The following is a 13,570-nucleotide window of genomic DNA, read 5'->3' as shown; positions in this document are numbered from 1 at the left end:
TTATGCCAATATTATCAGGTCAATATTCATTTGCGACAAGCTATTCAGCAATTTCCGGTATTGGAAACAGGCACGGAACACGGAAACAAGCGTAAAGGCAGGCTTCCCGATGCAGACGGTCGAAATCTGCTTTTCGCGGCATACTTCGATAATACTGTCGGGGATGCTTCTGGACTGCACTTGTATGATTTCGCCTCCCAGTTCGGCCGCCAGCTTGAAATGATTCGACAGGTAACGCTGGTTTGCCAACGGAATGCGGTCGATACTTTCGCGGGGCGTCTGCACGTAGAGGACAAAGAACTTCGTGTTGTAGCGGGTAGCCAGCCGGGCAGCCTTGCGGATGACCTTACGCGGCGTCTTCTCATGACTGCTGATACAAGCCAGGAATTTTTCATGCCGGACACCTGTATTGACAGGGACCGCGCTCTCCACCTTCTTCTCGACACGTAGCGCAACCTCTTTCAAGGCAAGTTCGCGCAATTGGAGAATATTTTCAGACTTGAAGAAGTTGTTCAGCGCCGTCTGAATCTTTTCCGGCTTGTATATTTTTCCGGCTGTCAGGCGTTTCACCAGTTCGTCGGCTGTCAGGTCGATATTCACTACCTCGTCCGCCTGCTCCAGGACACTGTCGGGGATACGTTCTTTTATCTCGATGCCGGTGATATCCTGCACGTCCTCGTTCAACCCTTCCAGATGCTGGATATTGACGGCGGTGATGACGCTGATGCCCGCCTCCAAAATGTCCGTAACGTCCTGCCAGCGCTTTTCGTTCTTGCTACCTTCGATGTTGGTGTGCGCCAGCTCGTCCACTATCACGACCTCCGGATGGATATTCAGGATAGCCTGCAAATCCATCTCCTCCACTTCTTTCCCCTTATAAAATGACCGGCGGCGCGGTATCAAAGGCAAACCTTCGACCAACGCCTCCGTTTCAACCCTGCCGTGTGTTTCCACGTAACCGACCTGCACGTCGATACCGCTCCGAAGCAATTCGTGCGCCTCCTGCAACATACGGTACGTTTTCCCCACACCGGCAATCATGCCGATGTATATCTTGAAATTTCCACGGCGGGATTTTTTCAGCAAATCTAAAAAGTGTTGTACGCTCTGTTCTCTGTCCATGAGTTGCTTGTTTCAGATTACCACGGTCTTAGTGAAATGCCAAAGACCAGATGTGCATCTTCCATACGGGGATTCCAAATAGCCTGCGCAAATATAGGCAAAGAGAATGAATCGCTGAACTTTATAGCGGTACTTCCTTTCAGCGCAACGTTAGTAACTGCAAATCCGTCGTTGGTCTTCGCCCCCGTATAGACCCCGTAAGAGGTATAGGGAAGGAAACCGCAGGTGGCGGTCAGGTCGACCATTTTCACACGGAACGGATAATTGAGTTCGACGTAGGAAGAATAGTTCTGATTGCCGTCCTCGTCCTTGTCTTGTCCGGCAAACATAGTATACCAGGCAACGGAGAGGGGAAATTTCTCCACGGGAAGCGTATAAGCCAATCCGGCCTCGAAATGATGGGCGGTTTCATGGCTTTTGAAGTTGAAGTATTTGTTCGCACCCTGTCCGGCCCACCACAGGTCGGCGATGGATAGGGTAAGTCCGGAATTGCCGAAGGTATAGGCTGCCGTCAGGTCGATTTCCTTGTTGGCGGCACCTTCCGAAGATTTATAACCGTCGAAATCGGTCGATCCCCACGCTGTCAGGGAGAAGCCGGCGACGCTAAAAGCGAGGGTCGGCTGGAAACTTGCTCCCGTTTGATAGAACCCTCTCCAAAGATACGAACTCACAAGGTCCCCTTGCACGGTAAATGCGGCTCCGCTATCGTCTTTTTGAGCCATGACGCATGTAAAAGAGGTGAAAAACAGTAACAGAAACGCCGTTACTATGCGTTTTATGGATATATTCATTGTTTTATGCATTTTTACCAGGGTATTCATCATTCGATATATTTATTTGGGGGCTACGCCGCCGATTTAACCCATAAATATTTGTTTTTATGCGTTTTTACCTAGGTATTTGCCCATAAATACGTTTATCTGATGATTTTTACCCTGCGTTTGGTATTTCGATACGATTGTTATTTATTTTTCTCTGCCTTTTCCAAAGCGATATTCAATTTCAGGACATTGACCTTCTCCGGGCCGAACAAACCTAATAATGGTCCTTCGGTATGGCTGCTCACCAGAGCCATAACGCTTTCGGGCGAGAGGCCTCGGGCCTGTGCGACACGTTGTACCTGTGCGTAGGCGGCTTTCGGGGAGATATCGGGGTCGAGTCCGGAAGCGCTGGCGGTGACCATTTCGGCGGGCACTTCCTCACGTGTCAGATAAGGATGATGAACGAGGAAAGTGTCGATGCGGGCTTTGACTTCCGAAAGGTATTCTTCGTTGGAAGGGCCTTTGTTGCTTCCGGCGGAAGAAGAAGCGTCGTAGCCGTCACCTGCACAAGAGGGGCGTCCCCAGAAATAGATGTCCTCCGTGAAGTTTTGGCCTACGCTTGCGGCTCCCACGACTTTGCCGTCGAGTTCAAGAACTTCGGCGTTACCTTTGTTCGGGCCTGCTACCTGTGCAAAAATCCATAAGACGAAGATATAGCAGATACTAAACAACAGACTGAATGCTATTGTCAGTTTAAATGATTTGAAAAGAGTTGATATCATACTTGTTTGTTCTTTAAAATATAACCGTTAATAATATAAGTTCAATAATAAAAGCCTGTTTACTCACAGCTTTACAATTTTTACAAAATATCTCTTCGTGCCGCAGGCTCTCTTTTGCCGTCGGTTTCAACCGACGGTTTTAAAGACTGGAGGCAAAGCCTCTTCCTCTGTAGGTTTTAACCTCTTTCCTTAAATAAACCTTTATAATAATCTATAAAGGGATTAAAATCCACAGAGGATTCCGGCTAAAGCCGGAGTTTTTATTATCCGTCAGTTGAAACTGACGGCAAAAGAGAGCCTGCGGCACGAGGTTTTACCTCGTTATACGTAGCTATTCTTATTTGGAAAATAAAATGTTTAGATTGTCTACATAAACATGCTTACCACCAAATCGATCAGCTTGATGCCGACGAACGGAGCAATTATCCCTCCTACCCCATAGATGAGCAGGTTGCGGCGAAGCAGGGCGGAGGCCCCGATCGGTTTATAAGTCACACCGCGCAATGCCAACGGAATCAGAATCGGGATGATGAGCGCATTGAAAATAACTGCACTGAGTATCGCGCTTTGCGGACTATGCAGGTGCATGATATTCAATGCTGCCAACTGTGGGATAGCGACCATGAACAAAGCCGGCACGATGGCAAAATACTTGGCAACATCGTTTGCGATACTGAATGTGGTCAGCGTTCCACGCGTCATCAGCAACTGTTTGCCGATTTCAACGATTTCGATGAGCTTTGTCGGGTCGTTGTCGAGGTCCACCATATTTCCGGCCTCCTTGGCTGCCTGCGTACCGCTATTCATGGCGACACCGACGTTTGCCTGGGCCAGTGCGGGAGCGTCGTTCGTTCCGTCACCCATCATGGCGACCAGTTTGCCGGCTTCCTGCTCCTTCTTGATATAGTTCATTTTATCTTCCGGCTTGGCTTCGGCAATATAGTCGTCTACGCCAGCCTTTTCAGCGATATATTTTGCAGTCAGCGGGTTATCGCCTGTCACCATAACGGTCTTGACACCCATCTTGCGGAGGCGTTCGAAACGTTCCTGTATTCCCGGCTTGATAATATCCTGCAACTCAATCACACCGATGATAAAATCATCCTGCGAAACAACCAGCGGCGTCCCTCCGTTGCTGGTAATCTTTTCCACCAGTTCAGCTACTTCCTCCGGATATTTATTTCCGGCAGCCTCGCTCATCCGGCGGATGGCATCGAAAGCTCCTTTGCGGATACGCGTTCCGTCTTTCAGGTCGACGCCGGAACATTTCGTTTCCGCCGTAAATTTAATCATGCGGGAACCCGACGTACTCAGGTCGCGGATGCGGACACCCTTTTCGCGTCCCAGTTCCACGATAGATTTACCCTCAGGCGTTTCGTCGGATAAGGATGCCATCAGGCAAGCCTGAACAAATGCCTGTTCGTCAATCCATTTTACTGGATAGAACTGGGTTGCCTTACGGTTGCCAATCGTGATCGTTCCTGTTTTATCGAGTAGCAGCGTGTCGATATCGCCCGCCGTCTCCACAGCCTTGCCGGATTTGGTAATTACATTTGCACGCAAGGCACGGTCCATGCCGGCGATGCCGATAGCAGAAAGCAGTCCTCCGATCGTCGTCGGAATCAGGCAGACGAACAAGGAGATAAAGGCAGCAATCGTAATCTGCGTATTCGAATAATCAGCCATCGGCTTCAACGTCCCGCAGACAACCACGAACACCAACGTAAAACCTGCCAGCAGGATGGTCAACGCAATCTCATTGGGTGTTTTCTGGCGGGAAGCGCCCTCAACCAGGGCGATCATCTTATCAAGGAAACTTTCGCCCGGCTGCGTAGTCACTTTCACACGTATCTGGTCGGACAAAACTTTCGTACCACCCGTTACCGAACTTTTATCGCCGCCTGCCTCGCGGATGACCGGAGCCGATTCGCCTGTGATGGCACTTTCGTCGATAGAGGCGAGTCCTTCGATAATCTCACCGTCGGAAGGGATAGTATCGCCTGCCTCGCAGATAAAAACATCGCCTTTCTTCAGTTGCGAACTGCTGACTGTCGTGATACTGCCATTCGCACCGATTAGTTTGGCAGGTGTCTCCTCACGGGTTTTTCGCAAGCTGTCTGCCTGCGCTTTGCCGCGTGCTTCGGCTATTGCCTCGGCAAAATTGGCAAAGAGCAAGGTGACAAACAGCACAATGAAAACCAACATATTGTATCCGAACGAACCCTGCGTGTGGTCGCCCGTCGCAGCGGACCAGATGGTAACAAAGAGCATTACGAACGTGACAACCTCCACGATAAACATGATTGGATTCCTGAACATCGTCTTCGGGTTCAGCTTCACGAACGATTGCTTCAAACTTTCTATAACAAGCTCCCTGGGAAACAGGGAAGCGGCTTTATTATTTTTCATATTACTTATTCTTTTTATGTTTCGATATAAATTGTATATCTATTGACAGAGTTAATTTCATATACCGGAAAATATCAGCTAGATGCTTATAGTGCCGGGAGTAACTTCTCCCCTCTCAAGAGGGGGTAGGGGGTGTGTTAACACATATCAATAAAGCAGGCTTAAAATGCATTAACATGGAAATAGTTTAATTTATATTGAGGGTAGCATGATAAAGCCGGTTTACAGGCTGAGATATGACACACCCCCTGCCCCCTCTCAAGAGGGGAAAAAGTTACAATCAGTTTTTACTAATAAACATTCATAATTTAATAAACTGTGATACGTATTAATTCAATCAATCGTTATTAATATATCGAGAAATATTCCGCTATCGGCCCCAGCGTCAGTGCAGGGAAGAAAGACAGGGCGGCAACGATAAAGATTACGCTGAACGTCATCACGGCAAATGTGGCCGTATCTGTCTTCAATGTCCCTGCACTTTCCGGGATATATTTCTTTTGTGCCAGCAGTCCCGCAATGGCAACCTGCCCGACGATAGGAAGATAACGGCTGATAATCAGTGCCAGACCAGTCGTGAAGTTCCAGAAATAGGTATTATCGCCCAGTCCTTCAAATCCCGACCCGTTGTTTGCCGAAGACGACGTATATTCGTAAAGCATCTCGCTAAGTCCGTGGAAGCCAGGATTATTCAGCCACCCTCCTTCCGCCTCCACAAAGGCCGGATTATATACCCAATAATAGCATGCCACCGCCGTGCCGATCAGGATAACGAACGGATGAGCCAGCGCCACAATCGTCGCAATCTTCATCTCGCGTGCCTCCACTTTCTTTCCCAGGAACTCAGGCGTGCGCCCGACCATCAACCCGCTGATAAAGACAGCGATAATCAGGAAAGCGTAATAATTCATGAATCCCACGCCTACACCGCCAAACCAGGTATTAATCTGCATATTCAACATCTCCATCATTCCCGACAGCGGCATCGTGCTATCGTGCATACTATTCACCGAACCGTTGGAAGTCACCGTCGTCGTGCAACTCCACAAAGCGGTGGCAGCCGGACCGAGGCGGGTTTCCTTTCCTTCCATAGCACCGGCCTGCTGGTCGATTCCCATCGCCGAGATCATCGGGTTCCCCTTCGTTTCATAGTATGTATTGATGCCGACACTCACGAGGTAGGCAAACAGCATCACCCCGAATATCGAATAGGCAAGTTTCTTCCGTTTCAGATAAAATCCCAATGCAAATACCATCGCCATCGGCAGGATAAGGATGGACCAGCATTCCACCATATTCGTCAGGTAAGACGGGTTTTCCAGCGGATGCGAAGAGTTAACCCCGTAGTAACCACCGCCATTCGTTCCCAACTGTTTGATAGGGATGATTGCGGCAGCCGGACCTTGCGAAACAAGTTGTTCCTGTCCTTCCAGCGTCGTCAGCTTCATCTTGCCGTCGAATCCCATCGGCGTACCTTCTATAATCAGGATAAAACCAACCACCAACGCCAACGGCAGCAGGATACGTGTACTACTCTTCATCAGCAGATTCCAGAAGTTACCGATCGTATGAGTCGATTTCGATGCCATCGCCTTGAAAACTCCCGCCAGGGCTGCCATACCCGTTGCCGCCGTAATAAACTGGAAAAGCATGATGACAAACAACTGTGTAAAATAAGTCAACCCGCTCTCGCCGCTGTAATGCTGCAAGTTACAGTTCACCATGAAACTGATACAGGTATTAAACGACAGGTGCGACGACTGGCTCGCATTGCCGTCGGGGTTCAACGGCAGGTACTGCTGGAAATACAGCAGGAACATTCCCCAGAAAAACCAAAACAGGTTAATGGTCAGCAATGCTTTGAGGAAGCTCTTCCAACTCATTTCCACGTTCGGGTCGATGCCGCACAGTTTAAAAATCCATCTTTCCACCGGGGCCATGAAGTCCAGGCAGGTCTTCTCCCCTTTATAAACTTTTGCAATGTACTTCCCCAGCGGGTAGGCCAGCACGACCATGAGTACTATTTGCGCGATGCTACCTAATAATTCCGTATTCATCTTTTTACCATCATTATTTGTTTAAAACTTTTCGGGCTTAATCAACACATACATCAGATACCCGAAGATAATCAGGCAGAGTATAAACAGTGCTACGAACATATCTCTCCTCCTTCCTTTAAATCTTTTCGAACCAATCTACACACTTGAAAAAAAACCAGTAGCAAAGGCTACCTACCGCACATAAAAAAATAAATGATACAATTTCATTCTCTAACATAGCTTTGTCTTTTAATCGTTTATACAAATCATTTTGCCCTTCTATATGCCAAAGCCGTGCCAAAGCGGAGGCAACAATCCGTTAAGACCTGTATCACAAATACTTATCAGAAAAACACAGCGTAACGCCGGAAGAGGCAACCCTTCCATTTTGAAAAGGTCAGCTTGTCAAAACGGTAAAGTATACTAAAACGGAAAGATGAAAAAGAGAGTGCGGGAATAGAAAAAAAGCCCCGAAAATACCAATTATTTCCGGGGCTTAGAATGATTTAAGTAATCTATGTCTCATGACATATACGGTTACGTAAGACCTCACGGCCTGAGGTTATTGGAGGTCATCGCACGGTAATGGTCGATACGCGCATTCCACCATGTGAAAAGCTCTGCGTGTCTTTCATCACCGTCGACCCATTCCAGTGCATTCAATTTTTCCACCAATATATTATAAGACGCCTCATAGGCGAGGCGCGTTATTCTGCTATTTCCTTTTCCGGTTTTTCCGGAGTGTTCTTTAAAATGTTTCAATGTCAGCTTTTCACAAATGTCGTTCACCCTTTTAAGTTCATCCGTCCAATTACCCAATTCCAGCAGAGCGACTTCCCTTTTATATTCATCCGAGGCCAGCGTCTGCAAGAAATTGTCTATAAAATTTGTCTGATTGTCAAACGACAGCTTCTGCACCCTTAAAAACGAATCGGCAAGGGGCTTTAGATGCGTGGCGGCATTTATTCTTACTATATCGAAATGCCTCAGATAGTTTTTTATCTCAATAACTATGGCAATATGAAGGCTCTGACGCTGCTGGCTGACTCTCTTCATCTGTTCCGTATAAGCATTTTTAGGTATATAGATGACAGAATCATTGAATGCTTGCAACTTCGCTTTATAATCAGAGAATACATCGTTTATCCCAAAAACATCGGCACCTTTAATGTCAATAATTATTTCTATCTCATGCCCGAAACTCAGACTATCCCTGTTACTCAACTGTGTTCTCGTTTCAAACGGCTGTATCTTTATCATAGAAATGAATATTTTAATTGATAATATAATAATAAAAGGTATGGATTCATTCATGAAAGCACGATTTCCCCGCCACAGTCCCCCGGTATTTATATCCGGGGAACTCCAAAGTGCGAGGCTCTTCAAAAATAAGTTTGAAGAGGGGTTACTTTCAGTTTTATCTCACGACCAACTGATTTACAAGCGAATTTATTCTATTTATCCCTTCTCCGCCCATTTAAGGACGTCCGAAGGATTCCCTGATTGCATTCTCTTCATATACATCAGACCTGTATTATAGCCCGTTTAAGGGTCCGGATTCTTTTTTATTCATATTTATTAACACCAAAATGACTAGATAAAACGACCCTTTTTTCTAGTCACCTTTAAACACTTCTTTGAAAATGACTGTTTATGCCTTTTCACCAACCATAAGAATAAAATAATCAATGATTTTCATTCATTTTTCGGTGTAGAAGATTTGTTGGTAAATTTATTTTCATTTACTTTGCAGGTGACTAGAAAAAAGGGTCGATTAATTTAGTCATTCATATTTAACACCTTTTCCTATTGTTTTTCAGCTCTCACAACACTTCTTATACGGCTATAATTAACACACCTTTCAGGCAAAAATATCCTATTGGCGTTCACATAATTTCACAGCTAAATCATTCCCCTGGCGGGAACAAAAAATAAAGCCCCGGCTTGTATAGGGCCCGGGGCTTTAATAATAGTAAAGGTAGCCTATATCTCACGACATATCCGGCTACAGAAGGTCTCACGACCTTACAACTAAAATCCAAAAAAAAATATTATTCGATAAATTGGTAAGGTACGGTGAACCAGAAACAAGTACCTTCGTTTACTTCCGAATCCACCCATATCCTACCACCTAGCTTATGAACAATCATTTCACATATACTCAGGCCTAAACCGCTTCCCTGAATAAATGTATTCAGCTTTGTGAAACGATGGAATATTTCTTTCATCTTATTTTTAGGAATGCCGATACCCGTATCCCTGACAAAAAACTTCAACAGGTTCCCTTTCTGCTCATACTCATACCCGACCGTTATAGACCCGGATTCCGTGAACTTCATGGAATTACTCACCAAATTTGCCAACACCTGTGCCAAACGATGTTTTGCGATGACGATATAACACTGCGGCAATCCTTTGCTACCGATAAACTGTACATTCTTATTTCGGTTCCTCATCCGGGCAGACGTCACAATCTCGTCAATAATATGGTTGACAGAAGTCCTCGATTCGTTAAAGTCGAGCGTTTCTGCATCTATCATTGCCAGGTCGAAAATATCGTTAATCAGTTGTAGCAACAGCGCGTTGTTATTTTCGATAATCCCGATAAACTCCTGCTTTTCCTCTTCCGTCTCAACGTTAATCAACAAATTGGAGAAACCTATGATCGCATTCAGCGGCGTCCGTATCTCATGGCTCATATTTGCCAGGAAAGCGGATTTCAGCCGGTTGGCCTCTTCAGCGGCAGTGAGGGCGTCGCGCAGGCTCTGTTCCAGCTGTTTTTGTTCTGTGATAGGCATGAAAACGCCGTCGAGGGCAATCACATTCCCTTCGCTGTCGTACTCGACCTCAGCCAACGTCTCTTCCCATGAGACTTCCTTGTCGTTATAGATATTCAGGTCGCTCAACTGGTATTCCAGATGTCCCCTGCGTATCTCTCCACTGATTAATCGCCTGAACAACTCCCTCGCCTGCTCACGGAAATCGGTATGCACCAGCATCAAAGCCGTTTCCAGCGGGACGTTTTTATCTTCGACCAGCCTCCGGTGTGTCTTTCCGGTCAACGAATCGTATTCGGCCACCATCTTTTTTACGGAGAATAAATCATTCTTTATATCATAATACCAGCAAATCATATCAGCCGCTTCTATCGCTATCGACAGCTTATAATTTACCAGTTCCAGATTTTCGCGGTAATTTTTCAGCTTCGTCACATCGACAAAGAACACGTCCACCACATCTTCTTCTTCCGATGAACGAATGATGACTGTATACGAAGCCCCGTTCACCTCATATTCGCCCGTATGCGTTTCTTTTGTAGCCAGTACTTTTTTTGAAACGTCCAGAAACCTGTCCATCGAACCAATCGAGGCTTCTTCAATCTGCTCCCTGTTTTTATGCCGGATATTGAATCCGGGCAATACCTTCTTTTCAAAAGCATTGTTGACATCAATAATAATAAAATCAAGCTGTCCGCCTTTATTCAGGACTTTACTACGTAGATAAGGGATAGGCATATTGTCGAATAAATCACGGTATTTAAGAAGCAATTTATATTCGCGGGTCCGCATCTTCGATTTTATGTGCCTGATATAGATGATTGTAAGCAGTGCAACAATGATGGAAGCAAGGATATAGAGGCTGAATATCAGCAGGTCATAATGTTCGATAAAATTCAATGGCTTTTCCAGCATGGAAGAATTGGCAGAACAAAACGCATCCCCTCCTATTGCCGGAGAAATATTTATCGCAGGGATGCACCCCGCATATATCTTTCCGGTAAAATATTCCAGCAAAATAAATATACCGATGTTGCGCTTCATAATTTTAATTTAGACCCAAGTTATACCCCTCTAATAAATTCATTGTATTTTCTGTTTCATCTTACGTACATATGAAGAATAGTTGAAAAACATTGCTTCACTGTTCCCGCAAAGCTATTGTAATAAATCTATTCTTCAAAGACAATTTGTAAATAAATTCATGAAAATCATTGATTTTTATTGACTATCACAAAAATAGCACATAAAAAACATAATATGGAATATCAAATTCGTATCAAAAATGCAGGCGGAAACCTCACAGCCTCCGCCTACCCCCCTTATCAATCCTAACCTCCTATTCAATTTCCGGACGGTCGCCACCGCTACTTCCTCCCGACGATGGCGGGCGGGTAGTTCCGGTGCTCGTCTTTCCTCCTTTGCCTGCCCCGAGGCTGTCGGAGATGACGACACGGTAATGGTCGATACGCGCGTTCCACCATGCGAACAGTTCGGCGTATTTATCATCTCCTTTAACGAGTGCCAGGGCATTCAGTTTTTCCACCAATGCGTTATAAGCCTTCTCGTAGATGGGACGTGTCATTTCGGTACTTCCTTTTCCGCTTTTTTCGGAGTGTTCTTTCGAGCGCTTCGATGTCAGTTCGGCACAAAGGTCATTCGCTTTTTTAAGTTCGGCTATCCAGCCGTCCAAACCTAAGAGAGTAGCGTCTGCCTTGTATTTATCGGACGCCAGTTCCTGTAAAAAGTTATTGATAAAACTTGTCAGGTCGTCGAACGAACGCCGTTGGGCACCGGTAAAAGTATCAGCCAATACGCTCAGACGCAAAGCGCCGTCTCGCTTATCCTGATCGAAGTGCCTCAATCCGTTTCTTATTTCTATAAGTATGGCAACATGCAGGTTACCACGTTGTTTGTTACCCGTAGCCATCTGTTCGGTAATAGAACTTTTGGCAACGTTGACAATGCTATCATCGAACGCCTGCAATTTCGCCTTATAATCGGAAAATATATCGGTTATCTCCAGCGTATCGTCGCCTTTGGCTTCAATAGCTGTTTCTATTTCACGGCCGAACGTCAGACTTTCGTTATTCTTCAACCGTGTTTTTGTTCCAAATGTTTGTATTTTAGTCATAGGTATGTGTTTTTATTCGTTTAGTATCTGGTAAAAATGTTTCCAATATTTTACAATAACATTACGCCCTCGGCGCAATCCCCCGATACTTGTATCGATATAATGACCACCCTTTAAAAAAGTCTCGATACTCATACCGGAGGGATCTTTGTTGTGCCGAAGCCATTCGATACACGTATCGAAGGCTTTTTACTGCCGTACGTGTCTCACGACACATAAACCGGCATATCTAGTATTAATGAAATGCTTGAAAACAAATTTATCTTTATCTCCTTATTTCTATTCTCGCTTCCCCGTTTGTTTATCAACATTCGGAGGATGTTCAGATTGTCTTTGTTTCATTTTTATCAGATTTAGGTAATGGCCCGTTAAGGGGTCAAGTTATATTTGTGTTTATATTTATTAACAACGAAATGACTAGATTAATCGTTCCTTTTTTCTAGTCACGTTTATACTTTTCTTTAGAAATAACCATATCCGATTAAAAAACACTCATCATAACAAGAAAATCAATCTTTTTATTCATTTTTTTCTTAATAATATTTGTTTATATAATAATTTTTTCATTGCTTTGTGGTGACCAGAAAAAAGGAACGATTAATCTAGTCATTCGTATTTAACGCTTTTCTAAATTGTTTTTCAATGGGTACACTCATGTTATCCATTCAGTATTTAACATGTTTTATTTGTAAATATTCCCTATCGGCATATATATTTTTTTATTTATGAAAAATCAATCTTATGAGGATTTAGGTATTGATTGATTTTACAATAAGTTTTCAGTCTTCCTTTTTGAAAAATAGATTCCTTCAAAACGAAATAGCTATCTTTGCATCCAATCAATAAAACTTAGTAGAGAATGGATAAGCAAACGGTCTTTCCTAAAAGACAAATCGTCGATATTGAAACGTGGGAACGGAAAGATAATTTTAATTTCTTCCGGAATTTCCTGAATCCGTGTATCACTATTACCTCCGAAGTGGAATGCACTGCGGCAAAAGAGAAAGCGAAAAAGAACGGGCAATCCTTCTTTATACATTATTTATACGCCATCTTGCGGGCGGCAAACGAGATTAAGGAGTTGCGCTTCAGAGTGGATGACAAAGGGCAGGTGATGTATTTCGAGACTGTCGATGTCTTATGCCCCATCCGGATGAAGGAGAATGGGAAATTCTATACGGTCAGGATTCCGTGGATAGCCGGGTTTGAAGACTTCCATCGGGAGGCGCGACGTATCATCGCCTCTATCCCGGAGGACGGAGACCCGTATAATGCCGAAAACCTGTCGTCTGAAGAAAACCGGTATAGTGTTATTCTGGTGAGCGCGACGCCCGACCTTTATTTTACATCGATGACCCATACGCAGGAGCGCGAAAGCGGTAGCAGCTATCCGTTGCTGAACGTGGGGAAGGCGGTGACGAGGGAAGGAAAACTGGTTATCCCCGTCGCGATCAACGTGCATCACGGGTTTGTGGATGGGGCGCATCTAGCAACGTTCTATCAGAAGGTGGAAAATTATCTGGGATAGTATCCCCTCCCCTCTCGA

General features: G+C 45.0%; 10 protein-coding genes. 1 reads left to right on the top strand and 9 read right to left on the bottom strand.

Features of this window, described 5'->3' with window-relative positions:
• The 9 genes from NBH14_RS25780 to NBH14_RS25745 all read right to left on the bottom strand — a co-directional run bounded on the left by NBH14_RS25780 (nucleotide 1) and on the right by NBH14_RS25745 (nucleotide 12,024).
• Nucleotides 1-1,122, bottom strand: coding sequence for a sensor protein KdpD (locus NBH14_RS25780; RefSeq protein WP_186961655.1), 1,122 nt, complete (start codon nucleotides 1,120-1,122; stop codon nucleotides 1-3).
• Nucleotides 1,123-1,139: 17 nt separating this feature from the next.
• The gene (locus NBH14_RS25775; protein WP_250817866.1) at nucleotides 1,140-1,844 is read right to left on the bottom strand and encodes a TorF family putative porin; all 705 of its coding nucleotides are present in this window, start codon (nucleotides 1,842-1,844) and stop codon (nucleotides 1,140-1,142) included.
• A gap of 239 nt (nucleotides 1,845-2,083) precedes the next feature.
• Nucleotides 2,084-2,665, bottom strand: coding sequence for a K(+)-transporting ATPase subunit C (locus NBH14_RS25770; protein ID WP_186961654.1), 582 nt, complete (start codon nucleotides 2,663-2,665; stop codon nucleotides 2,084-2,086).
• A 366-nt stretch (nucleotides 2,666-3,031) separates the two neighbouring features.
• Complete coding sequence (gene kdpB, locus NBH14_RS25765) at nucleotides 3,032-5,074, bottom strand: potassium-transporting ATPase subunit KdpB (protein WP_250817862.1); 2,043 nt, start codon at nucleotides 5,072-5,074, stop codon at nucleotides 3,032-3,034.
• A 347-nt stretch (nucleotides 5,075-5,421) separates the two neighbouring features.
• A complete protein-coding gene (gene kdpA, locus NBH14_RS25760) occupies nucleotides 5,422-7,131 on the bottom strand; it encodes a potassium-transporting ATPase subunit KdpA (RefSeq protein ID WP_250817860.1) in 1,710 nt (569 codons plus the stop codon).
• Between the two features lie 21 nt (nucleotides 7,132-7,152).
• On the bottom strand, nucleotides 7,153-7,233 hold the full coding sequence (locus NBH14_RS28885) for a potassium-transporting ATPase subunit F (protein WP_118318664.1): 81 nt from the start codon (nucleotides 7,231-7,233) through the stop codon (nucleotides 7,153-7,155).
• Between the two features lie 429 nt (nucleotides 7,234-7,662).
• Nucleotides 7,663-8,373: a DUF6261 family protein gene (locus NBH14_RS25755; protein WP_186961651.1), complete on the bottom strand. Its 711-nt coding sequence runs from the start codon at nucleotides 8,371-8,373 to the stop codon at nucleotides 7,663-7,665.
• A 791-nt stretch (nucleotides 8,374-9,164) separates the two neighbouring features.
• Nucleotides 9,165-10,934 (bottom strand): PAS domain-containing sensor histidine kinase, encoded by a 1,770-nt coding sequence (locus NBH14_RS25750; protein ID WP_250817858.1) that lies wholly within the window; start codon nucleotides 10,932-10,934, stop codon nucleotides 9,165-9,167.
• A gap of 295 nt (nucleotides 10,935-11,229) precedes the next feature.
• Entirely contained in the window at nucleotides 11,230-12,024 is a 795-nt protein-coding gene (locus tag NBH14_RS25745; RefSeq protein WP_186961649.1) for a DUF6261 family protein, read from the bottom strand.
• Nucleotides 12,025-12,883: 859 nt separating this feature from the next.
• On the opposite strand from NBH14_RS25745, the gene NBH14_RS25740 reads away from it, so the two are divergent.
• Complete coding sequence (locus NBH14_RS25740) at nucleotides 12,884-13,552, top strand: chloramphenicol acetyltransferase (RefSeq protein WP_186961648.1); 669 nt, start codon at nucleotides 12,884-12,886, stop codon at nucleotides 13,550-13,552.
• Nucleotides 13,553-13,570 lie beyond the last annotated feature (18 nt).

The organism is Parabacteroides caecihominis, assembly GCF_023656785.1.
GTDB classification, from domain to species: domain Bacteria; phylum Bacteroidota; class Bacteroidia; order Bacteroidales; family Tannerellaceae; genus Parabacteroides; species Parabacteroides segnis.
Note: the sequence above shows the minus strand (reverse complement) of the source record. Positions and strands in the feature narration are given on the sequence as shown.

Excerpts from the sequence above, each read along its gene's own strand:
- NBH14_RS25755 (WP_186961651.1), bottom strand. The coding sequence starts at position 8,373 with ATGATAAAGATACAGCCGTTTGAAACGAGAACACAGTTGAGTAACAGG.
- NBH14_RS25780 (WP_186961655.1), bottom strand. The coding sequence starts at position 1,122 with ATGGACAGAGAACAGAGCGTACAACACTTTTTAGATTTGCTGAAAAAA.
- NBH14_RS25745 (WP_186961649.1), bottom strand. The coding sequence starts at position 12,024 with ATGACTAAAATACAAACATTTGGAACAAAAACACGGTTGAAGAATAAC.
- kdpA (WP_250817860.1), bottom strand. The coding sequence starts at position 7,131 with ATGAATACGGAATTATTAGGTAGCATCGCGCAAATAGTACTCATGGTC.
- NBH14_RS25770 (WP_186961654.1), bottom strand. The coding sequence starts at position 2,665 with ATGATATCAACTCTTTTCAAATCATTTAAACTGACAATAGCATTCAGT.
- NBH14_RS28885 (WP_118318664.1), bottom strand. The coding sequence starts at position 7,233 with ATGTTCGTAGCACTGTTTATACTCTGCCTGATTATCTTCGGGTATCTG.
- NBH14_RS25750 (WP_250817858.1), bottom strand. The coding sequence starts at position 10,934 with ATGAAGCGCAACATCGGTATATTTATTTTGCTGGAATATTTTACCGGA.
- kdpB (WP_250817862.1), bottom strand. The coding sequence starts at position 5,074 with ATGAAAAATAATAAAGCCGCTTCCCTGTTTCCCAGGGAGCTTGTTATA.
- NBH14_RS25740 (WP_186961648.1), top strand. The coding sequence starts at position 12,884 with ATGGATAAGCAAACGGTCTTTCCTAAAAGACAAATCGTCGATATTGAA.
- NBH14_RS25775 (WP_250817866.1), bottom strand. The coding sequence starts at position 1,844 with ATGGCTCAAAAAGACGATAGCGGAGCCGCATTTACCGTGCAAGGGGAC.